Annotated in this window: 19 protein-coding genes; 9 read left to right on the forward strand and 10 right to left on the reverse strand. The window is 72.1% G+C overall.

Annotated features, from left to right (window positions below; all coding sequences use genetic code 11):
* The 5 genes from MUB56_RS14140 to MUB56_RS14160 all read right to left on the reverse strand — a co-directional run bounded on the left by MUB56_RS14140 (position 1) and on the right by MUB56_RS14160 (position 6,030).
* On the reverse strand, positions 1 to 699 hold the full coding sequence (locus MUB56_RS14140; protein WP_244927658.1) for a hypothetical protein: 699 nt from the start codon (positions 697 to 699) through the stop codon (positions 1 to 3).
* Entirely contained in the window at positions 687 to 1,583 is an 897-nt protein-coding gene (locus tag MUB56_RS14145; RefSeq protein ID WP_244927659.1) for a hypothetical protein, read from the reverse strand. Before MUB56_RS14145 ends, MUB56_RS14140 begins: the two co-directional genes overlap by 13 nt.
* Complete coding sequence (gene glnT / locus MUB56_RS14150) at positions 1,583 to 2,893, reverse strand: type III glutamate--ammonia ligase (protein WP_244927660.1); 1,311 nt, start codon at positions 2,891 to 2,893, stop codon at positions 1,583 to 1,585. Before glnT ends, MUB56_RS14145 begins: the two co-directional genes overlap by 1 nt.
* A gap of 105 nt (positions 2,894 to 2,998) precedes the next feature.
* The gene (locus MUB56_RS14155) at positions 2,999 to 4,243 is read right to left on the reverse strand and encodes an ammonium transporter (protein ID WP_244927661.1); all 1,245 of its coding nucleotides are present in this window, start codon (positions 4,241 to 4,243) and stop codon (positions 2,999 to 3,001) included.
* Between the two features lie 437 nt (positions 4,244 to 4,680).
* A complete protein-coding gene (locus MUB56_RS14160) occupies positions 4,681 to 6,030 on the reverse strand; it encodes a DNA polymerase IV (RefSeq protein WP_244927662.1) in 1,350 nt (449 codons plus the stop codon).
* Between the two features lie 114 nt (positions 6,031 to 6,144).
* Here MUB56_RS14160 and MUB56_RS14165 point away from each other — a divergent pair, with 114 nt between their 5' ends.
* The 3 genes from MUB56_RS14165 to MUB56_RS14175 are packed head-to-tail and all read left to right on the forward strand — an operon-like array spanning position 6,145 to position 9,763.
* Entirely contained in the window at positions 6,145 to 7,113 is a 969-nt protein-coding gene (locus MUB56_RS14165; protein WP_244927663.1) for a DUF4192 domain-containing protein, read from the forward strand.
* Positions 7,114 to 7,167: 54 nt separating this feature from the next.
* Positions 7,168 to 8,304: a glutamate--cysteine ligase gene (locus MUB56_RS14170; RefSeq protein WP_244927664.1), complete on the forward strand. Its 1,137-nt coding sequence runs from the start codon at positions 7,168 to 7,170 to the stop codon at positions 8,302 to 8,304.
* Entirely contained in the window at positions 8,297 to 9,763 is a 1,467-nt protein-coding gene (locus tag MUB56_RS14175; protein ID WP_244927665.1) for a glutamate--cysteine ligase, read from the forward strand. Before MUB56_RS14170 ends, MUB56_RS14175 begins: the two co-directional genes overlap by 8 nt.
* 6 nt (positions 9,764 to 9,769) lie before the next feature.
* Here MUB56_RS14175 and MUB56_RS14180 read toward each other — a convergent pair whose 3' ends face one another.
* Entirely contained in the window at positions 9,770 to 10,189 is a 420-nt protein-coding gene (locus MUB56_RS14180) for a hypothetical protein (RefSeq protein ID WP_244927666.1), read from the reverse strand.
* 126 nt (positions 10,190 to 10,315) lie between these two features.
* On the opposite strand from MUB56_RS14180, the gene MUB56_RS14185 reads away from it, so the two are divergent.
* On the forward strand, positions 10,316 to 10,717 hold the full coding sequence (locus MUB56_RS14185; RefSeq protein WP_244927667.1) for a universal stress protein: 402 nt from the start codon (positions 10,316 to 10,318) through the stop codon (positions 10,715 to 10,717).
* 14 nt (positions 10,718 to 10,731) lie between these two features.
* Here the strand turns inward: MUB56_RS14185 and MUB56_RS14190 are convergent, their stop codons facing one another.
* Positions 10,732 to 12,231, reverse strand: a complete 1,500-nt coding sequence (locus MUB56_RS14190; RefSeq protein WP_244927668.1) for an arylsulfatase — start codon at positions 12,229 to 12,231, stop codon at positions 10,732 to 10,734.
* Between the two features lie 145 nt (positions 12,232 to 12,376).
* Here MUB56_RS14190 and MUB56_RS14195 point away from each other — a divergent pair, with 145 nt between their 5' ends.
* The 3 genes from MUB56_RS14195 to MUB56_RS14205 all read left to right on the forward strand — a co-directional run bounded on the left by MUB56_RS14195 (position 12,377) and on the right by MUB56_RS14205 (position 15,184).
* The gene (locus MUB56_RS14195; RefSeq protein ID WP_244927669.1) at positions 12,377 to 12,949 is read left to right on the forward strand and encodes an HhH-GPD-type base excision DNA repair protein; all 573 of its coding nucleotides are present in this window, start codon (positions 12,377 to 12,379) and stop codon (positions 12,947 to 12,949) included.
* 138 nt (positions 12,950 to 13,087) lie between these two features.
* Positions 13,088 to 14,521: an RNA polymerase sigma factor gene (locus tag MUB56_RS14200; protein ID WP_244927670.1), complete on the forward strand. Its 1,434-nt coding sequence runs from the start codon at positions 13,088 to 13,090 to the stop codon at positions 14,519 to 14,521.
* 111 nt (positions 14,522 to 14,632) lie between these two features.
* A complete protein-coding gene (locus MUB56_RS14205) occupies positions 14,633 to 15,184 on the forward strand; it encodes a hypothetical protein (RefSeq protein WP_244927671.1) in 552 nt (183 codons plus the stop codon).
* A gap of 119 nt (positions 15,185 to 15,303) precedes the next feature.
* On the opposite strand, the gene MUB56_RS14210 is transcribed toward MUB56_RS14205, so the two are convergent.
* Positions 15,304 to 15,531 carry a hypothetical protein gene (locus tag MUB56_RS14210; protein ID WP_244927672.1) on the reverse strand — a complete coding sequence of 76 codons (228 nt, stop codon included), beginning with the start codon at positions 15,529 to 15,531 and terminating at the stop codon, positions 15,304 to 15,306.
* A 528-nt stretch (positions 15,532 to 16,059) separates the two neighbouring features.
* Here MUB56_RS14210 and MUB56_RS14215 point away from each other — a divergent pair.
* Positions 16,060 to 18,048, forward strand: a complete 1,989-nt coding sequence (locus tag MUB56_RS14215; RefSeq protein WP_244932412.1) for a DNA topoisomerase IV subunit B — start codon at positions 16,060 to 16,062, stop codon at positions 18,046 to 18,048.
* Positions 18,049 to 18,056: 8 nt separating this feature from the next.
* Here MUB56_RS14215 and MUB56_RS14220 read toward each other — a convergent pair whose 3' ends face one another.
* Positions 18,057 to 18,548 (reverse strand): carbonic anhydrase, encoded by a 492-nt coding sequence (locus MUB56_RS14220; RefSeq protein WP_244927673.1) that lies wholly within the window; start codon positions 18,546 to 18,548, stop codon positions 18,057 to 18,059.
* A 135-nt stretch (positions 18,549 to 18,683) separates the two neighbouring features.
* Entirely contained in the window at positions 18,684 to 22,220 is a 3,537-nt protein-coding gene (locus tag MUB56_RS14225; protein WP_244927674.1) for a hypothetical protein, read from the reverse strand.
* Between the two features lie 135 nt (positions 22,221 to 22,355).
* Between MUB56_RS14225 and MUB56_RS14230 the strand changes: the two genes are divergently transcribed.
* Positions 22,356 to 22,997, forward strand: coding sequence for a TetR/AcrR family transcriptional regulator (locus MUB56_RS14230; protein ID WP_244927675.1), 642 nt, complete (start codon positions 22,356 to 22,358; stop codon positions 22,995 to 22,997).
* Positions 22,998 to 23,023 lie beyond the last annotated feature (26 nt).

Consider the following 23,023-nt stretch of genomic DNA (forward strand, 5'->3'; position numbering starts at 1 on the left):
TCAGTACGCGTTGTCGGCGTGGAAGTGGTAGAGCCCGCGCGCCGAGCCGAAGCGGGAGTACGACGCGGGGTCGTCGTCGGTGAAGCCGGCGGCTTCGAGCAGCCCGGCGAGCTCGGCGAGATGCTCCGATCGCATCGGCTTCTCGACGCAGTCGGCGCCCAGCGAGGCGACCGTGCCGCGGACGTAGAGCCGGGCCTCGTAGATCGAGTCGCCGAGCGCCTCCCCGGCGTCACCTCGTACGACGAGCCGCCCGGCCTGGGCCATGAACGCGCTCAGGTGGCCCACGCTGCCGCCGACCACGATGTCGACGCCCTTCATCGAGATGCCGCAGCGCGCGGCCGCGTCGCCCTCGACGACCAGCAGGCCGCCGTGCGCCGTGGCGCCGGCCGACTGGCTGGCGTTGCCGCGGACCCGCACCGAGCCGCTCATCATGTTCTCCGCGACGCCCACCCCCGCGGTGCCCTCGACGACCACGTCGGCGAGCTGGTTCATGCCGGCGGCGTAGTAGCCGCAGTGCCCGGCGATCGTCACCAGCAGCGGTGCGGTGAGGCCGGCCGCGACGCTGTGCGCGCCGCGGGGGTTCGTGACCACCACCTCGCCGGAGGTCATCTCGTGCAGGGTGCGGTTGACCTCGCGCAGGGTCAGCTCGGCGAGGTCCAGCCGGGTGGTGTCGGTCAAAGGGTCGGTCATCGTGTCCATGCGTAGATCCGTTCCGGCTCGGGCTCGAACAGGTGGGCGCCGTCGATGCCGGGCAGGCCGGCCAGGGCGCGGTACTCGGAGGCCATCGCCACCCAGTCGTCGGTCTCGGCGACCACCGCCGGCTTGCAGGCGATGGCGTCGCGGACCACGGCGAAGGAGGTGCGGTTCGACACGAGCAGCGTGTAGAAGCCGTCGAACTCCGCGCACAGCCCCTTCAGTGCGGCCTCGACGTCGAGGCCGTCGGCGAGGGCCTGCGCGACGTAGAGCGCGCCCACCTCGGTGTCGTTCTCGCTGTCGAAGACGACGCCGCGGGCGCGCAGCTCGCGCCGGATCGTCGCGTGGTTGGCGAACGAGCCGTTGTGCACCAGGCACTGGTCGGGACCGACGGCGTAGGGATGCGCACCGGCCGGGGTGACCGCCGACTCGGTCGCCATCCGGGTGTGGCCGACGCCCTGCCAGCCCTGTGCGTGCGCCAGGCCCCAGCCTTCGGCGAGGTCGCGCGGTCGGCCGACCCCCTTCAGCACCGTGAGGTCGTCGCCGAAGCCGGCGACCAGTGCCTCCGGCGCCGCTGCCCGTACCGCGGCGAGCAGCGCCTCGACCGCCATCGGTGCGTGCACGACGTACGTCGAGCCCAGCGGCACGACGGCCACCTCGCTGCCGGTCTCCGCGGTCAGTGTCTCCGCGAGCACGTCCGGCCGCATGCCGGCGTCGAGCACCGACACGCTCGCGTGCCCGGGCGGGGACCAGCGCGGGTCGCCGTACACCGCGACCCCGGCGGAGTCGGCGCCGCGCTCCTCCATCTCGCCGAGCATCCCGCTCAACAGCTCGCCAAGCCGCGGGAACAGGGCGGGGTCGCGCAGGTGCAGGCCCACGATGCCGCACATCAGAACGCCCTCAGGTACTCGTCGATCTCCCACGGGGAGACCTGGCTGTGCCAGGTGAAGAACTCCTCGCGCTTCAGCCTCGCGAAGTACGGGGCCACGCCCTCCCCGGCGGCGTCCAGGACGCCCGTCAGCACCGGGTCGGCCTCGAGCGCCTCGACCGCGTGCAGCAGGGTCAGCGGCAGCGGGTCGCTCGTCGTCGCGCCCGGGTCGCCCGGGTCCAGCCCCCGCGAGATGCCGTCCAGTCCGGCGCCGACGGCCCCGGCGATCGCCAGGTAGGGGTTGGCCGAGCCGTCCCCGCCCCGCAGCTCGACGCGCTGGTCGTCGGGCACCCGGACGTAGTGGGTGCGGTCGTTGCCGCCGTACGTCGCCCGCCTCGGCGCCCAGGACGCGCCCGAGGCCGTCGTGAGGGCGCCGGTGCGCTTGTAGGAGTTGACCGTCGGCGCCAGCAGGGCCTGCAGGGCGCAGGCGTGCTCGATGACGCCGGCCACGAACGAGTACGCCGTGGGGGACAGGCCCAGTCCCCGCGGGTCCTCGGCGCCCGGCCCGGCCGGGAAGGCGTTGCGCCCGTCCCGCTGCAGCGACACGTGCAGGTGCAGGCCGGTGCCGGTGCGGTCCCCGAACGGCTTGGGCATGAAGGTCGCGGTCATCCCGCGCTCCTCGGCGAGCACGCTGAGCAGGTAGCGCAGCGTGATGACCCGGTCGGCGGTGGTGAGCGCGTCGGCGTACGCGAAGTTCTGCTCGAACTGGCCGTTGCCGTCCTCGTGGTCGTTGGCGTAGTTGCCCCAGCCGAGGTCGTTCATCGCCCGCGAGATCGAGGTGAGGTGGTCGTACATCCGGGTCACGCCCCGGGCGTCGTAGCAGGGCTGGGCCGCGGTGTCGGCCGGGTCGGCGGTGCGCAGCCGGCCCTGCTCGTCGCGGTCGAGGAGGAAGTACTCCACCTCCGCACCGACGTACGGCGCCAGGCCGGCCTCGGCGGCGCGAGCCAGGACCGACTTCAGCAGCACCCGGGGCGCGAAGGGCCACGGCTCGCCCTCGACGTGCGGGTCGCAGTGCACGATCGCCAGACCGGGCTTGACGAACGGGATGGGCGTGAACGATCCCGGGTCCGGGATCGCCATCAGGTCGGGGTCGCACGGCTCCTGGCCGATCGCGCCCACGGCGTACCCGGCGAAGCCGACGCCCTCGGTGGCGAGCGCGTCGACCGCCTCGACGGGCACGAGCTTCGCGCAGGGCTTGCCGCGCAGGTCGACGAAGAGGGCCAGCAGGAAGGTGGTCCCGCTCTCGCGGGCCAGGGTCGGGAGGTCGGTCATCCAGGATCCTTGTCTACTGCGAGGAGTCATGAGCCACGGAGAGTGGACGCGGCGGGCCGCGAAAACGGCCGCCCGGGCGCGAGGCCCGGACGGCCGTCGTCGAGGTCAGACCAGGTCGTACGCCGGGTCGCGGTGCAGCTTGGAGTCGATGCCGCTCTCCTCGTCCTCCGGGGAGACCCGCAGACCGATCGTCGCCTTCAGCGCCAGGGCGATGGCCGCCGTGACGATGAGGGTGTAGGCGAGCACGGCGACCACGGCCGCCGCCTGCCGGCCGAGCTGCTCCAGGCCGCCGCCGTACAGCAGGCCGTCGACGCCGCTCGGCATGTCGGCGTTGCCGACGATGCCGATCATCAGGGTGCCGATGATGCCGCCGACCAGGTGCACGCCGACGACGTCCAGGGTGTCGTCGTAGCCGAGCCGGTCCTTCAGGCCCACCGCGAGCTGGCACAGTGCGCCGGCGACCACTCCCACGACGATCGAGCCCATCGGTGAGACCGCGGCGCAGGACGGCGTGATGGCGACCAGGCCGGCGATGGCGCCGGAGGCGGCGCCGATGCCGGTGGTGTGGCCGGTGCGGAGCTGCTCGACGGCGAGCCAGGCCAGGATCGCGGCGCAGGTGGCGATGAAGGTCGTCAGCATGACCACCGAGGAGGCGTTGTTCGCCGCGAGGGCCGAGCCGCCGTTGAAGGCGTACCAGCCGGCCCACAGCAGGCCGGCGCCGAGCAGGGTGAGCGGCACGTTGTGCGGGCGCGGGGCCTGACCCCAGGTGGCGCGCTTGCCGAGGATGACGGCGAGCGCCAGGGCCGCGGCGCCGGCGTTGATGTGGACCGCGGTGCCGCCGGCGAAGTCGATGGCCTTCAGGTCGTTGGCGATCCAGCCGCCGATGACGCTGCCGTCGGCTGCGTCGAAGGCGAAGACCCAGTGCGCGACCGGGAAGTAGACGAGGACGGCCCAGATCGCCGCGAAGATCATCCAGGCGCCGAACTTCATCCGGTCCGCGACCGCGCCGGAGATCAGCGCGACGGTGATGCCGGCGAAGAGCGCCTGGAAGACCGCGAAGAGCGCGAGCGGTACGGCGACCTCTCCGTCCGCGATCGCCTCGCCGAGGCCGGCGTACTCGGTGATGCTGCCGAGCAGGCCGGCGTCGCCGTAGGAGTCACCGAAGACCATGGAGTAGCCGAACAGCACCCAGAGGACGCCGACGACCGCGACGGCTCCGAAGGTCATCATCATCATGTTGATGCTGCTCTTGACGCTGACCATGCCGCCGTAGAACAGCGCCAGGCCGGGGATCATCATCGTCAGGCCGATGATGCACGCCAGCATGAAGGCTGTGGTGCCTGTGTCCATCGAGGAGTCCTTAGAGGTATCGGGGCCTTCCGAGCGACCCGGCAGATGTCTCCGGACAGTGGACCGTGTCCACCGTGCGTCGTACGTGCCGCGCGTGTAACGACTCGGTGAATCGGCTCTCCACAGGCGGGTGCACAGGTCCAGACCGGAGCCTGTGGATCACCGCCGATACCTGTGGACCGACGGCCCTGTTCTGTGGAGAGAGCTGTGGGACCAGCGGCACGTCTGGTGGCGCCGGTCACGGTCACGTAGAACTACCTCACCAGCTCGGAACCGGCCGCAAGGCAGGTGAGGAGCCGGGGATCAGGCAGAGCGAGGATCCGCACCGCGAGGCGACTCGCGGCGTCGGCCCGGTGACGGGGACGGCGGGGTCGGAGCTCCGGTCGGGTCGAGGCGGGCGTCACCCACTCCGCCTCACAGCGAGGGCCTCGTGACGCTCATACCGTCGCGGGGCCCTCGGTCGTTTCCGCGCTCGCTTCCTCGGTCACCTCCTCGGGGAGCCACGGCCGGAGTGCCGGGTCGTCCTCGGCGTAGGACCGCACCGGCCCCGCCGGGGTCGCCGCCGTCTCGAACCGGACCGTCACCACGCCGCGCCCGGACCCCCACACCCAGCCGCGGCCGAGCTCGTCGTGCTCGACGTCCATCCCGGGTGCCCAGGTACGCCGGGAGTGGTGCGGCACCTCGACCTCGGGCAGCTCGGGCTCGTCCTCGGCGGTCTCGCCGAACAGGTCCTCCTGCACCCAGTCGGCCAGGCCCGACAGGCCGACCCCGAGCAGCCGGACCCCGCCCGAGGTGTCGAGGTCGGTGAGCAGCGAGCGGGCCACCCGGGCGATGGTCCCGGCCGCGTCCGTGGGGGAGCCGAGGGTGTTCGACCGGCTCAGGGTCGTGAAGTCGTGCAGGCGCACCTTGATCGTGACCGTGCGGCCGGACAGCCCGCTCTTGCGCAGCCGCGCGGCGACCTCCCCCGCCTGCCGGGTCAGCAGGCCCTCCATGAGCTTCCGGTCGGTGAGGTCGGTGTCGTAGGTGCCCTCGACGCTGACCGACTTGGCCTCCCGCTCGGGCACGACGCGGCGGTCGTCGAGCGCCCGGGCGAGCTGGTGGAGACCGCCGCCCTGCGCCTTGCCCACCAGCCGGACCAGCTCGTCGAGGCTGACCAGCTCCAGCTCCGCCACCGTGTGGATCCCGGCCCGACGCAGCCGCTCCGCCGTCGCCGGGCCGACCCCCGGGATGACCGTGACGTGCATCGGCCGCAGCAGGTCCTGCTCGGTCCCGGGGGGTACGACGACCAGCCCGTCCGGCTTGTCGAGGTCGCTGGCCACCTTGGCGATGAACTTGGAGGTGCCGACGCCGACCGAGGCGGTCAGGCCCCGGGTCACCTCGGTCAGCCGGCCGCGCAGCTCCTCGGCGAACGCGGTGACCGTCGGCACCTCGAGGTCGGGCAGGTCCGCCTGCTGCAGGTCGACGAAGGCCTCGTCCAGGGAGAGCGGCTCGACCAGCGGGCTGACCGAGCGCAGCAGGCCCATGACGGCCCGGCTGGCGTCGCGGTAGGCGTGGAAGCGGCCGCTGAGGAACGCGGCGTGCGGGCAGCGGGACCGGGCCTCGCGGGTCGACATGGCGGATCGGACGCCGTACTTGCGGGCCTCGTAGGAGGCCGTCGAGACCACGCCCCGACCGCCCACCCCGCCGACGACGACCGGCTTGCCCCGCAGTGACGGCTTGTCGCGCTGCTCGACCGAGGCGAAGAACGCGTCGAGATCGAGGTGGAGCACGGAGGCCTGGGCACGCACGCGGGCACGCTACTCCGGGCCGCCGACCGTCCACAGATCCACCTGCGGGCAGCGTCGTCCACAGCCCCGGCCGCCGCCGCGTGGGTCGTCGGCGCTCGCGGGGAGCGTCTCGCCATGACCTCTCCCGCTCCCTCCTCGCCGCCGCCCCCGACCCGGCTGACCGCGCGCACGCCCGAGGACCTGATCGCGATGGTGCCGCTCGTCCTCGGCTTCCAGGCCACCGACTCGGTGGTGCTGCTGACCTTCGGCGGCTCCCGCCCGTTCCACGCCCGCATCGACCTGCCGGACTCGGCGGCGCACGACGAGCAGACCGTCGCCGCGCTGCTCGGCCCCGCCCGGCAGCACCGCGTGCGCACCGCCGCGCTCGTGGTGCAGGCCGACGAGGACCGCGCGGCCGCGGCCCGCCGGCTGGGCCGGCGGCTCGTGCCCGCGTTCCAGCGCGCCGGGATCGACGTGGTCGACGCCCTGCGGGCCGACGGTCACCGCTGGCACCCGCTGCTGCCCGGCCGACGACCACGAGTGCCGGAGTGGGGCGTCCCCTACGACCTCTCCTGCCACCCGTTCACCGCCCAGGCGGTGTTCGACGGACGAGCGCTGCTCGGGTCCCGCGAGGAGCTGGCGCGTGGTCTCGACCCCGATCGGGACGGAGTCGCCGCGGTGGCCGCGTTGCTGCCGGGCGCCGTGCCGGCCCGCCCCGGCGAGGCCGCCGACCTGGTCGCGGCCCATCTGGGCGTCGGCCGGGTGCCGGACGCGGACCTGGCCCGCCTGCTGCTCGGCCTCCGCGACCTGGCGGTGCGCGACGCGGCATGGGCCTCGGTGCGGCGGCCCGGTGCCCACGACCACGTCCGGCTCTGGACCGACGCGGTCCGCCGCGCGCCGGCGCAGGTGCTCGGCGGCCCGGCCGCCCTGCTGGCGGTGACGGCCTGGGCAGCAGGCGACGGCGCCCTCGCCTGGTGCGCGGTCGACCGATGCCAGGCGGTCGACCCGGGCAACTCCCTGGCCCGCCTGGTCTCCGATGCGCTCCAACACGCGGTGCCGCCGAGCATGTTCGAGGGCGAGGGCCCCGCCGGGCCCGGTCGGTGAGCGTGAGGCCCGCCGGGTACACCCCTCGGCATGGATCGCTCAGGTGCGCCACGCATGCTCGGGATCGAGGAGGAGCTGCTCCTCGTCGACCCGGCGACCCGCCTCGTGACCGCACGGTCGACACGGGTGCTCAAGGAGTTTCGCGAGCACGGACGGGGCCGGCACGCCTCGGTCGCGACCGACGAGCTCGACCAGGAGCTGTTCCGGCACCAGCTGGAGACCAGGACCGATCCGACGACGTCGATCGAGGACGCGCTGACCCAGATCCGGGAGGCCCGCCGGACCGCGGGCGAGGCAGCGGCCGCTGCCGACGTGGAGATCGCGGCCTGCGGGATCGTGCCCACCCCCATCGACGAGGTCACGGTCTCCCCGAACGACCGCTACCGCGACATGGTGGACACCTTCGGCGAGGTCGCCCGCACCGGTGGCACCTGCGGCATGCACGTGCACGTCGACATCGCCGACGACGAGGAGGGGGTGGGCGTGATCGATCGCCTCGGTCCCTGGCTCCCGGTGCTGCTCGCCATCAGCGCGAACTCACCGTTCTACGCCGGCCGCGACACCTCCTACGCCTCCTGGCGATCCCAGGTCTGGGCGCGCTGGCCGAGCGCCGGGCCGACCGAGCAGTTCGGCTCGGCCGCGGGCTACCACGCCAGCTGCGCCATGCTGCTCGAGACCGGCGCCGCTCGCGACGTGGGGATGCTCTACTTCGACGCCCGGCTCGCCGCCCACCAGCCCACGCTCGAGATCAGGATCGCCGACGTGTGCACCGACCCGCTCGACGCGGTGCTCGTGGCCGCCCTGGGTCGGGCGCTCGTCGAGACCTTCGCCCGCGAGCACGCGGCGGGGGACCCGGTGCCCCCCTGGAGGGCGGAGGAGCTGCGAGCCGCCCAGTGGCGAGCAGCGCGCTACGGCGTCGCCGAGCGCCTGGTGCACCCCGCCGAGCGGGTGCTCGCCCCCGCCGGCGACGTCCTGGACGCCCTGGTCGACCGGGTCCGCCCGGTGCTCGTCGAGACCGGCGACCTGGCCCTGGTGGAGGACGGCAGTCGCCGGGTCCGGCACGCCAGCGGCGCCACCCGCCAACGGGCGGCCCAGGAGCGCACCGGCAGCATCGACGGGGTGGTCGACGACCTTCTCGAGCGGACCCGGCGCTCGTGGGCGGACGCGCCACTAGGGTCGCCCCATGGGTGAAGAGGTCGAGGCACAGGAGTTCACGCGCGCCGACCGCACCCGCCACCGCGAGAAGGTCCGGCGCTGCCTGGACGTCTTCGCGCGGATGCTGCGGGACGCGCGCTTCGACACCGACGACCCGATGACGGGTCTCGAGGTCGAGCTCAACCTGATCGACGACCAGGGCGACCCCGCCCTGAAGAACGCCGAGGCTCTCGCGGTCATCGCCGACCCGGACTTCCAGACCGAGCTCGGCCAGTTCAACATCGAGATCAACGTGCCGCCGGCCCGGCTCCGGGAGGGCGGGCTCGGCACCTTCGAGGCCAGCCTGAGGCGCAGCCTCAACGACGCGGAGCGGAAGTCCGCCGAGGTCGGCGCCCACCTGGTGATGATCGGCGTCCTGCCCACGCTGGCCGCGGGACACATGGGCATCCACAGCATCAGCGGCAACCCGCGCTACCGGTTGCTCAGCGAGCAGATCCTCGACGCGCGCGGGGAGGACATCACGATCTCGATCGTCGGCGCCACCGAGCGGCTGGACACGACGGCCGACTCGATCGTGCCGGAGGCTGCGTGCACGAGCACCCAGTTCCACGTGCAGACGGCACCGGACCAGTTCGCGGCGTACTGGAACGCCTCCCAGGCGATCTCGGCCGTGCAGCTGGCGATCGGCGCCAACTCGCCGTACCTCCTGGGGAAGGAGCTGTGGCGCGAGACCCGGATCCCGCTGTTCGAGCAGGCCACCGACACCCGCAGCGAGGAGCTGAAGGCGCAGGGGGTGCGCCCCCGCGTGTGGTTCGGCGAGCGGTGGATCACCTCGGTGTTCGACCTGTTCGAGGAGAACGTCCGGTACTTCCCGGCCCTGCTGCCGATCACCCACGACGAGGACCCGCTCGCCGTCCTCGAGGGAGGCGGCACTCCCAACCTCTCGGAGCTGCGCCTGCACAACGGCACGATCTACCGCTGGAACCGTCCGGTCTACGACATCGCCGGCGGGGTGCCGCACCTGCGGGTCGAGAACCGCGTCCTCGCCGCCGGGCCGACGGTCGCCGACACCGTCGCCAACGCCGCCTTCTACTTCGGCCTGGTGCGGGCCCTGGCCGAGAGCCAGCGGCCGCTGTGGTCCCAGATGTCCTTCTCGGCCGCCGAGGAGAACTTCCACGTGGCCGCCCAGCAGGGGATCGACGCCCAGATCTACTGGCCGGGAGTCGGTCAGGTCCGGGCCACCGAGCTGGTGCTGCGCCGGCTGCTGCCGCTGGCGCGACACGGGCTGGCCGACTGGGGCGTGCCGACGGCGGAGGCCGACCGCCTGATGGACATCATCGAGCAGCGCTGCCTGACCGGCGTCAACGGTGCGGAGTGGTTCGTGCGGCGGATGGGGGAGCGTGCCGACCAGGACCGGTACGCCGCGCTGCGGTCCACCCTGCTCGACTACCGTGAGCGGATGCACACCAACGAGCCCGTGCACACCTGGGACTGACCCGGGTCACCGGCGACGCAGCCGCCGCCACCCCCGCGCCGTCCCGGAGCGCGGGTCGCGCCAGCCGTGCCGGTTGACGACCACCATGGTCAGCGGGCGCCCCACCTCCACGCACGCGGCCAGCGCCGCGGCCAGCCACTGGGCGTCGACGTCCTGCAGGTCCAGCTCGCCGGGTCGGGTCAGCCAGACGACCGGCTCCGCCCCGGCCGGTGCCCGACTGAGCATCGCGGCCACGACGTCGGTGCGGAGCGAGTGGTCGACGTCCTCCTGCTCCAGGGCGAGCACCCGCTGGGACCCGCCCGGCGTACCGACGTGCAGGCGGGCGGGAAAGGAGCGCCGCGGCTCGGACGTCGCATGGTCGAGGACCGCCCGCCGGAGTAGCGCAGCCGTCCGTGGCGCGACGGGTTCGAGGAGTCCGGGGACCATGGCCCCACCCTGCCGCGAGAATCGCTTCTCCCGCCTGGTGAGTCCACAGGCTCCCGCCGGGTACGGGAGTTCGGTAGCGTGCGCGAGGACCGGTCGTCAGGCCGGCTGACGAAGGGATGGACGTCGATGGGGACCGTTGTGGTCGGGTACGTGCCGAAGCCGGAGGGCGAGGCCGCTCTGGCGAAGGCGATCGAGGAGGCCAAGCTCCGCAACACCAAGCTGGTCGTCGTCAACTCCCATCGAGGTGGTCAGGACTTCGACGCCGACGCCGCTCGGCGTGCGGAGACCGAGATGGAGTCGGTGAAGGCGAAGCTGGACGCCGCCGGGATCGACCACGACCTGCGCCAGCTCGTCCGTGGCTTCGAGCCCGCTGAGGACCTGATCTCGATCGCCGAGGCGAACGACGCCGAGCTGATCGTGATCGGGCTGCGCCGCCGGTCTCCGGTCGGGAAGCTGATCCTCGGCAGCAACGCGCAGCGGATCCTCCTCGACGCGCACTGCCCGGTGCTGGCCGTCAAGGCCGACTGACGCGAGGGCCGGGGTCAGCTGCCCGCGACCCCGGCCCGGAGCTTGGCCATCAGCTGGTCGACGCTGAACGTCGCCGGCGTCTGCCGCGCCGGGAACTCGATCAGGCTGGTGAGCATCTGCGCGACGTAGGTCTGGGCCGGGATGAGCAGCCAGACGTGGTCGAGCATCCAGTCGTAGTAGGTGTTCGAGGTGCCCTCGGCCTTCTCGAAGGGGTCGGTGCGCAGGTTGAAGATCTTGGGCGCCCGCAGCTCGACGTACGGCTCGAGCCAGATGCTGAGCTTGCCCGCGGCGCGCTGCTCGAGGAAGACGAACTTCCAGTTGTCGAAGCGCATCCCGGCGAGGTCACCGTCGTCGGTGACGTAGAAGAAGTGCCGGCGCGGACTCTCGTCGGTCGCGCCCGTGAGGTAGTCGAGCTGGTTGTGGCCGTCGAGGTGGACCCGGTACGACGTCCCGGCGAGCTCGGTGCCGGTCCTCAGCCGATCGGCGACGTCCGGGTCGCCCGCGGCGGCCAGGAGGGTCACGAACCAGTCGTTGTGGCTGACGATCCCGTTCAGCACGGTGCCGGGCTCGATCCGACCGGGCCACCGGACCACCGCGGGGACGCGGTAGGCGCCCTCCCAGTTGGAGTTCTTCTCGTTGCGGAACGGCGTCATGCCGGCGTCGGGCCAGCTGTTCATGTGCGGCCCGTTGTCGGTGGAGTACATGACGATCGTGTCGTCGGCGAGATGCTGCTCGTCCAGGAAGTCCAGCACGGAGCCGACCAGGTCGTCGTGGTCGCACATGGTGTCGTGGTAGGCCGACTGCCAGCGCCCGGCTCGTCCGCGGCTGCCGTCCTTCACATGGGTGCGGAAGTGCATGTGGGTGGTGTTGAGCCACACGAAGAACGGCATCTCGCTCGCCCGGGCGTCGGTCATGAACCGCAGCGCCTCCGGGAGGATCTCGTCGTCGATGGTCTTCATCCGCTCCCGGGTGAGCGGGCCGGTGTCCTCGATGCGCTGGGAGCCGTCCCCGTCGGCCCAGGAGTGGATGACCCCGCGGGGGCCGAACCGCTTCCGGAAGTCCGGGAAGTCCTCCTCGGTCGGGTAGTCGTCCTGCTCGGGCTCCTCCTCGGCGTTGAGGTGGTAGAGGTTGCCGAAGAACTCGTCGAACCCGTGGGCGGTCGGGAGGAACTCGTCCCGGTCGCCGAAGTGGTTCTTGCCGAACTGCCCGGTCGCGTAGCCGAGGGACTTCAGCGCGGTGGCGATCGTGGGGTCCTCGGCGCGGAGCCCGAGGTCGGCGCCGGGCATGCCGACCTTCGTGAGGCCGGTGCGGTAGGGGTTCTGGCCGGTGATGAACGCGGCGCGGCCCGCCGTACAGCTCTGCTCGCCGTAGTAGTCGGTGAAGCGGACGCCCTCGGCGGCGATCCGGTCGATGTTCGGGGTGCGGTAGCCCATCAGCCCGTCGCTGTAGCAGCTCAGGTTGCTGATCCCGATGTCGTCGCCCCAGATGATCAGGATGTTCGGCCGGTCGGACACAGCGCGCCTCCTCGACGGTAGCGGCGGCACCGGGCGGCGCCGGCCGAGATCGACGCTAGGGAGCGGGGTCGCCGGACTCTTCACCCGTCGCGGGTGAGGTGGCTGGGCAGGTGGCATCGCCGAGCGGTACGGCATCCTGGTGCGCATGGCCATCCACATCACCGGCGACGACGCCGCCGACCAGGTGCTGACCGACGATCCCTTCGCGCTGCTCGTCGGGATGATGCTCGACCAGCAGTACCCCATGGAGCACGCCTTCCGCGGCCCGGCCAAGGTGCTGGACCGGTTCGGCACCCTCGACCCGGCGGCGATCGCGGCGGCCGACCCGGAGGAGTTCGCGGCGCTGTGCGCGACCCCACCCGCGGTCCACCGGTTCCCCGGCTCGATGGCCGCGCGGCTGCAGGAGCTGGCCCGCCTCGTCGAGGAGCAGTACGACGGCCGCACGGAGCGGCTGTGGACCGAGGTGACCAGCGGCAAGGACCTGCTGAAGCGGGTGATGGCGCTGCCGGGCTTCGGCAAGCAGAAGGCCCAGATCTTCGTGGCCCTGCTGGCCAAGCAGCTCGACGTACGCCCCGAGGGCTGGGAGACGGCCGTCGGCGACTACGCGCTGGAGGGGCACCGCTCGGTCGCCGACGTGGTGGACCCGGCGAGCCTGCAGAAGGTGCGCGACTTCAAGAAGGCGAAGAAGGCGGCGGCGAAGGCGGCCACTGCTGGGTAACAGGTGTCTGCAGGGCGAACGGGTGGGGTGGCGATACTCGGACCTCAGGTCGCCCGTGGCAGAATGTGACTGCGGCTCTTGACGTGACCGGGCCTGGCCGCGCCCGCGAGTCTTTTCTTCACGCTCAGCTGACGAGAGGTGTACGTGTCCTCGACCGCGCGCAAGATCCCTGCCGAGGTGCTTTCGCACCCGGCCGTCGTGGCCCTAATCGATCGTGGGGCGCCCACCGGCAGTCTCTCTCCGGAGGAGGTCCGCCGGGCCAGTGAGGACGCGGCCGTCGAGCCGCGACACCTCAAGGCTCTGCTCGGGCACCTGAGCGACCTCGGCATCTCCGTCAACATCGGGGCCGCGGGCACCACCCGCGCCGTGGCAGCCACCACGGCGCGCAAGACGACGACCGCGAGCACCGCCAAGAAGGCCGCACCGGCCAAGAAGGCGGCACCCGCCAAGAAAGCGGCGGCGAGCGATGCTGCGGCCGTCCCGGCTGTCGAGGCGGTGATCGGCCCCGACGGCAAGAAGGTCCTGCCGGACGTGCCTGACGAGCAGTTCGAGAAGGACGTCAAGGCCGACCCGACGATCGTCGAGGACGAGAAGTCCGCGACCTTCGTGGTCTCCGCGGCCGACGACACCGACGAGCCCGAGCAGCAGGTCATGGTCGCGGGCGCGACCGCCGACCCGGTGAAGGACTACCTCAAGCAGATCGGCAAGGTCCCGCTGCTCAACGCCGAGATGGAGGTCGAGCTCGCCAAGCGGATCGAGGCCGGCCTCTTCTCGGAGGAGAAGCTCGCCAAGGGCGGCAAGGTCAAGCCCAGCCTGCTCGAGGAGCTCGAGTGGATCTCCGAGGACGGCCGCCGCGCCAAGAACCACCTGCTCGAGGCCAACCTGCGTCTCGTCGTCTCCCTGGCCAAGCGCTACACCGGCCGCGGCATGCTCTTCCTGGACCTGATCCAGGAGGGCAACCTCGGTCTGATCCGTGCGGTCGAGAAGTTCGACTACACCAAGGGCTACAAGTTCTCGACGTACGCAACCTGGTGGATCCGGCAGGCCATCACCCGCGCCATGGCCGACCAGGCCCGCACCATCCGGATCCCGGTCCACATGGTCGAGGTCATCAACAAGCTGGCCCGCGTGCAGCGCCAGATGCTCCAGGACCTGGGCCGCGAGCCCACCCCGGAGGAGCTCGCCAAGGAGCTCGACATGACCCCTGAGAAGGTCATCGAGGTCCAGAAGTACGGCCGCGAGCCCATCTCGCTGCACACGCCCCTCGGCGAGGACGGCGACTCGGAGTTCGGCGACCTGATCGAGGACTCCGAGGCGATCGTCCCGGCCGACGCGGTCTCCTTCACCCTGCTCCAGGAGCAGCTGCACGCCGTCCTCGACACGCTCTCCGAGCGCGAGGCGGGCGTGGTGAGCATGCGCTTCGGTCTCACCGACGGTCAGCCGAAGACCCTCGACGAGATCGGCAAGGTCTACGGCGTGACCCGCGAGCGGATCCGCCAGATCGAGTCGAAGACGATGTCGAAGCTGCGGCACCCGTCGCGCTCGCAGGTCCTGCGCGACTACCTGGACTGATCCGGACCGTACGACGACGCGAGGGGCGCGGCATCCACGGATGCCGCGCCCCTCGCCTCGTCACGTCCCTGACGATTGCCACCACGCGGCTCCGGGGTGACCCTGGAGTGCATGACCTCCCACCTCGCACTCCGCCGCGCCACCGCCGTCGCGGCCGTCCTGTCCTGCCTGGCCGTGGCGGCACCGGCCTCCGCCGAGTTCGGCAGCTTCCCGGACCCGGCCGACGCCCAGGCGTCCCTGACCGACATCCGCGAGCTCCGCGTCGCCCACGGCCTCCAACGGGTCACCGTCACGGTCCGCTTCACCGACCTCCGGGCCGAGTCCGACGCCGGGCCCGCCGGCCTGACCGTCTTCCTCGACGCGAACCCCGCCCGGAGGGGGCCCGAGCTGGCGCTGACGACCGGCCTGCACCAGGGCACGGACTACCAGCTGGTGCGGGTCCGCCGCTGGAGGCTCGTGGGGGAGCCGTTGACCTGCGAGCACTCGCTGCGGCTGCGGCCGGCGCGGGACTTCGCCCGGATCCGGGTCGCCCGTACCTGCCTGCGTGACCCCGCCCGGGTGCGGGTCGCCGCCCAGATGATCGACCAGTACGACGGGTCGCACCCGGTCGTCGACTGGTACCGCGGTCCGCGGCGGTTCACGCCCTGGCTACGCAGCGCGTGAGCGGCTGAGCCCGGAGCAGCCGCGCGGGATCGGCCCGTCGTGAAATGACGACGACGGCCCCGGACGCGAGTCCGGGGCCGTCGAGAGTCGTCGGCTGCTGGGTCAGCTGGTGGCAGCGGTCACGGCGTCGTGCCGAGCTTGTGGGTCTCGTCGACCACGTTGGCGGCGATCTCCTTGAGCTTGTCGCCGTGCTCGCGGGCATGGTGGGCGCAGAACAGGAGCTCGCCGCCGGACTGGAGCTCCACGCGCAGGTAGGCCTGGGCGCCGCACCGGTCGCAGCGGTCCGCTGCGGTCATCGGCGTGCTAGGGGCAACTGCTGTGGTCACATCGGCCTCTTCTCTGATCATCGGTGTCTTGCACAACGTAGCGGTGGGCCACAAGATTCCCGGTGCCGCGTGGTGCCCGACACGTCAATCCCATCATGGACAGTGGTTCCCTGTCGGGGGATTTCCATGCCCTGGACAACGATGGCCGGAGCGGGAGGTCACCCTCGGGGTGGACGTGCTGTCTTCAACAGTCTGGCGCGAGACGGGTGACGCTGAGCGGGATTTGGCGAACCCGAGTCCGTTCGTATCCACATCGTGACGTCGCCCGCACGGTGGTGCGGGGTGGTGCCGGTGAAGCGGGTGCTGCCGGAGAAGCGGTGCTGCTGGTCGTCCTGGGGAAGTGGTGCCCACCGTAGACCCGTCGTACTCCCGGTGGGAGCAGGCGTGCCTGCACAGTACGTCGGCGTGTCGCAGGTAGATTCGGAGCAGTCCCACTGCTCGGATTTTCCCGCTGTTTCACGCCAGGAGCCTGTCATCGCCGACAACACCTACAACGCCGCTCACCTCCTCGTCCTGGAGGGGCTGGAGGCGGTGCGCAAGCGCCCCGGCATGTACATCGGCTCGACCGACACCCGCGGCCTCATGCACTGCCTGTGGGAGATCATCGACAACGGCGTCGACGAGGCGCTGGCCGGCGCGGCGACCTGTGTGGAGGTCACCCTCCATCCCGACGGCTCGGCCGAGATCCACGACGACGGGCGCGGCATCCCGACCGACAAGGAGCCCAAGACCGGGCTCCCGGGGGTCGAGGTCGTCGCGACCAAACTGCACGCGGGCGGCAAGTTCGGCGGCGGGTCGTACGTCGCCACCGGCGGCCTGCACGGCGTCGGCCTGTCGGTCGTCAACGCGCTCTCGAGCCGGATGGACATCGACGTCGAGCGCTCGCCGTCCAGCCAGGGCCTGTCGTTCCGTCGCGGCACGCCCGGGGTATTCGACGGTCCGGGGCCGGCGGCGTCCTTCGAGGCGCGCTCGGGCCTGAGCCGCAAGGCCGGCCGGGTCGCGAAGGGGCGCAGCGGCACCCGCATCCAGTTCTGGCCGGACCGGCAGATCTTCACCAAGGACGCCACCTTCGAGTTCGAGGGGCTGCTCGGCCGCGCCCGGCAGACGTCGTTCATCGTCCCCGGGCTGGAGCTGGTGATCCGCGACCTGCGCGGGGACACCCCGGTGGAGGAGAAGTTCCGCCACGACGGCGGGATCGCGGAGTTCACCGAGTTCCTGGCCCGCGACGAGCCGGTGACCGAGGTGCTGCGCATCCAGGGGACCGGCTCGTTCACCGAGACCGTGCCCATGCTCGACGAGCTGGGGCACATGACCCCACAGGACGTGGACCGCGAGCTCGGGGTCGACGTCGCCGTGCGCTGGGGAGTCGGCTACGACACCGAGCTGCGCTCGTTCGTCAACGTGATCGCCACCCCCAAGGGCGGCACCCACGTAGCCGGATTCGAGGCGGCCCTGGCCAAGCCGTTCAACGACGCCATGCGCGCGGCGAAGGTGCTCCGGGCCGCCGACGTGGACGTGCTGAAGGAGGACGTGCTCGAGGGCCTCACCGGCGTCGTCACCGTGCGGCTGGCCGAGCCTCAGTTCGAGGGCCAGACCAAGGAGATCCTCGGTACGCCGGCGGTGCGCGGCGAGGTGCGCAAGATCGTCGCCCGGCAGTTCACCGAGTTCCTCACCAGCAGCAAGCGCGCCGAGAAGGCCCAGGCCAAGCTGCTGATGGAGAAGGTCGCGGGCGCGGCGAAGACCCGGATCGCGGCGCGTCAGCACAAGGAGACCCAGCGTCGCAAGAACGCGCTGGAGTCCTCCGCGCTGCCCTCGAAGCTGGCCGACTGCCGCAACAACGACAACGACCGCACCGAGCTCTTCATCGTCGAGGGCGACTCGGCGCTCGGGACGGCCAAGGTCGCCCGCAACTCGGAGTTCCAGGCGCTGCTGCCGATCCGCGGCAAGATCCTCAACGTCCAGAAGGCCTCGGTCGGCGACATGCTGAAGAACACCGAGTGCTCCTCGATCATCCAGGTCGTCGGGGCCGGCTCGGGCCGCACCTTCGACCTCGACGCCCGGCGCTACGGCCGGATCATCTTCATGGCCGACGCCGACTCCGACGGCGCCCACATCCGCTGCCTGCTGGCGACCCTGTTCTTCAAGTACATGCCCGACCTGGTCGCCGCCGGCCGGGTCTACTCCGCGGTCCCGCCGCTGCACCGCATCGAGCTGTCCAACCCGAAGAAGGGCATGGACAAGTACGTCTACACCTACTCCGACGCCGAGCTGCAGCGGAAGCTGGCGGAGCTGAAGAAGCGAGGAGTCCGGTGGAAGGACCCGGTCCAGCGCTACAAGGGTCTCGGCGAGATGGACGCCGACCAGCTCGCGGAGACGACGATGGACCCGCGCCACCGCACCCTCCGCCGGATCACGGTCGACGACGCCGAGAGCGCGAGTCAGGTCTTCGAGCTGCTGATGGGCTCGGACGTCGCCCCGCGCAAGGAGTTCATCGTGCAGGGCGCCTACGAGGTGGACGTCGAGGCGCTGGACGCCTGACGCCCGGCTCAGACCAGCTGCTGCAGGAGGCCGGTGTCGACGTCGTACAGGAAGCCGCCGACCTTCACGTGCTCGGGCACCAGAGGGTGGCTGAGCACCTTGCGGACGTCCATCTCCAGCGCGCGCTGCTGGTCCTCGACGACGTGGAAGCGGTGCCAGGAGGCATCGACGCCGGCCGACTCGGAGACCCGCGCGGCCAGCTCCTCCTCGGAGTTGCTGGCGACCGCGCAGCGGGTGTGGGGGACCACCAGGACCCGCTGCACGTTGAGCAGGTGCACGCCGAGGACGATCGCCTCCAGGGCGGCCTCGGTGATCCGGCCACCCGGGTTGCGGAAGATCTTGGCATCGCCGGGCGTCAGCCCGACCATGCCCAGCGGGTCGATCCGCGAGTCCATGCAGGTCACGATGGCGACGCCGGCGCGGGCGATGCCGTCGAACCCGCCGTAGGCGAAGTCGTCCGCGAAGGACCGGTTGGCTGCGAGAAGGTCGTCGAAGGCCACGCCCGCAGCCTAGCGAGGTCGCGACGGCTCGACGGCAGGGGGCCGTCCCCGGCGACGAGGCAGGGGAGGGACGTCATCCGGAGGGAGCCACCAGTGGCTCCCTTCGGATGACGTCCGCCGCGCCCGCCGCACCCCTCAGGGGCACCGGTGGGTGGCTCCCGGACACCGCTTGACGACCCGGAACGAGCTGGTCACGGAACGGCCGTCGACGGCACCGGTGGCCGAGACCCGGAACGCGCCCCAGGACATGCCCACGTGGAAGCCGAGTGTGTAGACGCCCCGTCGGTTCGCGCGGGCGGAGACCGGGGAGATCCGCCTGCCTCGGTAGGTGAGCGTGACCCGCTCGTTCGGGAGCAGGTTGCGCACGGTGGCGCGCTGGGGGTCCGAGGCCCGGACCGAGTCGCGGAGCGTGAGGTGGAGCGGCTTCGTGCGCACGACCTGCACGGGCCGGGTGCCGACCCGGTCGGGCAGCGATCCGAGCACCCGAATGGTCCGGCGCCCCGCTCGCACGGAGTCCGGCACCCGCACCGTGCGTCGGAACCGGCCGGCGGCGTCGGCGCGGCCGGTCGCGACGACGGTCGGGCCCAGCGTGATCGTATAGCTCTCGCGGCCGGCGAGCCGGCGCCCCCGGATCGTCACCGCGCCCGGTGCCAGCACGGAGCGGCGAGCCGAGAGCTCCAGTCGGGTGGCGGGCAGGGCCACGTCCAGGGTGAGCTGCGCGGTCGTCGTGCCGGAGCCGTTCGTCGCCGTCAGGAGGTAGGTCGCGGAGCCGACCCGGGTGGGGGAGACCGACTCCGACCCCTCGACGGCCCGGACCCCCGACCAGGCTCCCGAGGACTCCATCGTCACCGCGTCGAGGCTGGTCCAGGTGATGGTCGTGGAGCTCCCCAGGCGCAGGCGGGAGGCTGGGGCGGTCATCGTGAGGCCGGGCGCCAGGTTGGTGACGACCACCGCGGACGCCTCGGAGGTGCTGGTCGCGACGTCGTACCCGGCGCGCACGGCGCTCACCCCCACGCTGACGCGGCTGCCCTTCTGGGCGCCGGTCAGCGTCAGGACTTCGTCGGTTGCGCCGTCGATGGGCCGGCCGTCGGCGTACCACTGGTAGCGCAGCGAGTCCGGGGCGGGGGTGGGTGTCCCCGTGCCTGCCGTGAGCCGCTCACCCACCTTCAGGACGCCCGACAGGCTGGCGTCGGGGCCGGTGGTGAACGAGGCGGTGGCGACGGGTGCCGTCGCGGCCGACTCGGTGGCGACCGGGTCGTAGTCGGTCCGGGTGGCGTCGGCCGTGACCGTGACGCTCTGCCCCACGTCGCCGGGCCGGACCGTGTAGGTCTCACCGGCGCCGGCCGGGACACCGGCGACCGCCCAGGTGAAGCCGACCGCCGCGTCGGCGGGGCTGAGCGTCCCCGGCACGACCGTCAGCAGCTGGTCGACCACGGGAGTGCCCGAGATGCCGGGTGCGCCCAGGTCGATGATGCCGCCGGTGACGCGCTCGGTCTCCGCGCTGGCGGTGGTGACGTCGTCGTACCCGGCGAGGGTGCGGGTCTGCCGGTAGCGGAGCTTGGTACTCACATCGGAATTGGTCAGCAGGTAGGTGCTCGTCGTGGCGCCGTCGACCGGCACCCCGTCGCGGTACCACTGGCCGGCAGCAGTGGAGGCCGGCGTCGTGCCGACCGTGCTGACCGCGGTCAGCACCTGTCCCACCTTGGGCGTCCCGGTGATCTCGATCGCGCCGGTGGCGACCAGGGTGCCCCTGCCCACCGGAGCTGTCTGGTCGCTGGTGCTGACGAGGTCGTCGTACCCGGCGCGGGTGCGCGTCTCCCGATAGCTCAGCCGCGCCGTGAGGTCGGCGCTGGTGAGCAGCAGGGTGCCGGCCGTGGCGCCGTCGATCGCGACCCCGTCGCGGTACCACCGGCCGGTGACCGCACCGGCCGACGGCGTCGTGGTCACCGAGGAGGTGGCGGTCAGGGTCCGGCCGACGGTCGGGGCGCCGGTGACGACGATCGACCCGACCGCCGTCATGGTGCCCTTCACGACCGGCTTCGTCGGGCTCGATGTCCTGCTCGCGGACGGGTAGTTGGCCTTGGTCATCGTCTGGGTCACGGAGATCGACTGACCGAGGTCGTCGGCCCGCACGACGTACGACGTCCCGTCGCCCACCGAGGTGCCGCCCGCGGTCCAGGCGTAGTCGGCCGTCGCGTCGGCGGGCGTACTCGATGCGGCGACGACACTGAGGGTCTCGCCGACCCGTGCCGTTCCGGAGATCGTCGGGGTGCCGACCACGATCGTGTTGGCCGCCCACTGGGCGTGGACCGTGCGGGGTCCGCTCAGCGCGGTGGCGGACGTGAACGCGATCCCGGTGCCGTCGGCCTCGTCGTTCCAGCCGGTGAGGCTGTAGTGGGTGCGCGTCAGGGCCGGGAGGGTGCGGTAGCCCAGGTCGAACGACGTGGCGAAGACGGTGACGGCGGACGTGTCGTTGCCGCCGTCGTTGCGGGCGAATGCGATCCGGTAGTTGTGGTGGTTCACGGTGGCCGAGACCCGAGCGGTGGCTAGGGCGATCACACCGTGGTTGTCGACCTGACCGGTACCGAGGTTCCCGTTGCCCCCGGTGATGCTCCCGCCCTGGGTGGGATCGGCGTCGGAACCGAGGATCTGTCCGGTGGCGCCGACGGTGACCTCGGCTCCCGTCGGGGTCGAGTCGGCGATCCGCAGCGCTCCGCTCGGCAGCTTCAGGGTGCCGTCGACCGTGAGGGACCCGAAGTTGGAGCCCCGGAAGCCCGCACCCACCGCGCTGAAGCCGCCGGCCATGACGGTGACGACGGCCCCGGCGCCGATGACGACGGAGCCCCCGTTGCCCAGCCCGGCCTCGAACTGCAGGTTGTCGCCTCCGCCGATGCCCGCAGCGCCCGACGCGGGGTACGTCGCGACGTTGCCGCCCGAGATCGTGACGCTCCCGCCGTTGCCGCTCTGCCCGCCGCCGATGCCCGCGGCCGACAGGCCACCGACGGCGACGACCGTGCCGCCGGTGATGGTCGCCCCGCCGGTGCCGAAGCGGCCCGCGCCGATGCCGGCTCCGCCCGTCTCGTGGCCGGCGCCGTCGCCTCGGGCCTCGACCGAGCCGCCGGTGATCGTGATCGTCCCCGAGTCGCCGCGGTCGCCGCCGCCGATGCCCGACCCCACGTTGCCCGTGGCCGTGACCGTGCCGCCGTTGATCGTCGTGGTGCCTCCCGGCTCCCGGTCGCCCCCGCCGATGCCGGCGGCCTCGTACCCACCCCGGGCCACGATCGTGCCGGCGTCGACGACCAGGGTCGCGCCGGTCGTGTTGATGCCGGCGACCCCGTCGGTCGTCGAGACCGCGGACAGGGAGCCGCCGCCGGTCGCCCGGATCGTGAGGGTCCGGCCCGCGCTGATGTCGACGCTGTTGACGCTCAGGGACCTCCCGCTCAGGTCGAGGGTGGCGTTGCAGGCGACGACGAGAGACGCCTCCGGCTCGGTGAAGCTGTCGCCGAGCGCGATCGTCGGCGCTCCCGTGCAGCCCGACAGGCCGGCCGCGAACGACTCGAACGGGGTGGCCGCGTGGGCGACCGGGGCGGCGAGGACGGTGCCGGCTCCGGTCACGCCGGCGGCGAGCAGGGCGACGGTGAGCCGTCCGAGAGGACGCGGCGATGCTGACAACGGGGACTCCTCGTGGGTACGCGAACTGCGGGATGGGCGATGCTCCGAGCCGGACCGCCGAGGTTCTTGGTGCATGTGAGTTACAAGTAGCATAGGTGCATTAACTGTCCGAGGTGGCTGTTCTACGCTTCGCTCATGGCAGCCGGCGCGGACGACCACGACGGGCCCCGGCAGGAGCGTCGCAAGGCGGCCACCCGGCGGCGCATCCTGGGCGCGGCCGACGGACTGTTCGAGGAGCGCGGGTACGCTGAGACCTCCATCGAGGACATCGCCGGCGCGGCCGACGTCGCCGTACGGACGATCTACCTGCACTTCTCGTCCAAGGCGGCGATCATGCTCGCCTACTTCGACGAGTGGCTCGACGCGTTCGTCGCGGAGATCGTGCGGCGTCCCCTCACCGAGCCCGTGGTCGACACGGTGCGGGCCGCGCTCGAGGCAATGAGCGAGGCCGGCTGGGCCGACCGCGTCGAAGGAGCCAGCGCCCGGGCGCACCCCCTCGTGGAGCACCTCCACTCGGGCTCACCGGACATCGCGGGTCACGTGATGCAGCGATGGATGCGCACCCTCACGCAACTCATCGACGACGCCGCGGCGCGCGGCGGGAGTCCCGACAGCTCGCTCGCGCCACACGCGCGTGCCGTGGCCGTGTTCGCCGCCTGGATCGCGGCGCTGTCGGCAGCAGGCGAGCACCAGCGCGGGCGGACCCTGCCACCAGAGGCCACCGGGAACAGCGTGGGGCTGGAGATCCTTCGCCGGATCACCGACGGGAACCTCTGAGCGGCGTCGCTGGGGGGTGCGAGCCG

This window comes from Nocardioides sp. W7, assembly GCF_022919075.1.
Taxonomy (GTDB): Bacteria; Actinomycetota; Actinomycetes; order Propionibacteriales; family Nocardioidaceae; genus Nocardioides.

Coding starts and splice junctions, on each gene's coding strand:
- MUB56_RS14185 (WP_244927667.1), top strand. CDS start 10,316: ATGGGGACCGTTGTGGTCGGGTACGTGCCGAAGCCGGAGGGCGAGGCC.
- MUB56_RS14210 (WP_244927672.1), bottom strand. CDS start 15,531: ATGATCAGAGAAGAGGCCGATGTGACCACAGCAGTTGCCCCTAGCACG.
- MUB56_RS14205 (WP_244927671.1), top strand. CDS start 14,633: ATGACCTCCCACCTCGCACTCCGCCGCGCCACCGCCGTCGCGGCCGTC.
- MUB56_RS14145 (WP_244927659.1), bottom strand. CDS start 1,583: ATGTGCGGCATCGTGGGCCTGCACCTGCGCGACCCCGCCCTGTTCCCG.
- MUB56_RS14195 (WP_244927669.1), top strand. CDS start 12,377: ATGGCCATCCACATCACCGGCGACGACGCCGCCGACCAGGTGCTGACC.
- glnT (WP_244927660.1), bottom strand. CDS start 2,893: ATGACCGACCTCCCGACCCTGGCCCGCGAGAGCGGGACCACCTTCCTG.
- MUB56_RS14165 (WP_244927663.1), top strand. CDS start 6,145: ATGACCTCTCCCGCTCCCTCCTCGCCGCCGCCCCCGACCCGGCTGACC.
- MUB56_RS14180 (WP_244927666.1), bottom strand. CDS start 10,189: ATGGTCCCCGGACTCCTCGAACCCGTCGCGCCACGGACGGCTGCGCTA.
- MUB56_RS14175 (WP_244927665.1), top strand. CDS start 8,297: ATGGGTGAAGAGGTCGAGGCACAGGAGTTCACGCGCGCCGACCGCACC.
- MUB56_RS14230 (WP_244927675.1), top strand. CDS start 22,356: ATGGCAGCCGGCGCGGACGACCACGACGGGCCCCGGCAGGAGCGTCGC.
- MUB56_RS14155 (WP_244927661.1), bottom strand. CDS start 4,243: ATGGACACAGGCACCACAGCCTTCATGCTGGCGTGCATCATCGGCCTG.
- MUB56_RS14215 (WP_244932412.1), top strand. CDS start 16,060: ATGTACATCGGCTCGACCGACACCCGCGGCCTCATGCACTGCCTGTGG.
- MUB56_RS14170 (WP_244927664.1), top strand. CDS start 7,168: ATGCTCGGGATCGAGGAGGAGCTGCTCCTCGTCGACCCGGCGACCCGC.
- MUB56_RS14140 (WP_244927658.1), bottom strand. CDS start 699: ATGGACACGATGACCGACCCTTTGACCGACACCACCCGGCTGGACCTC.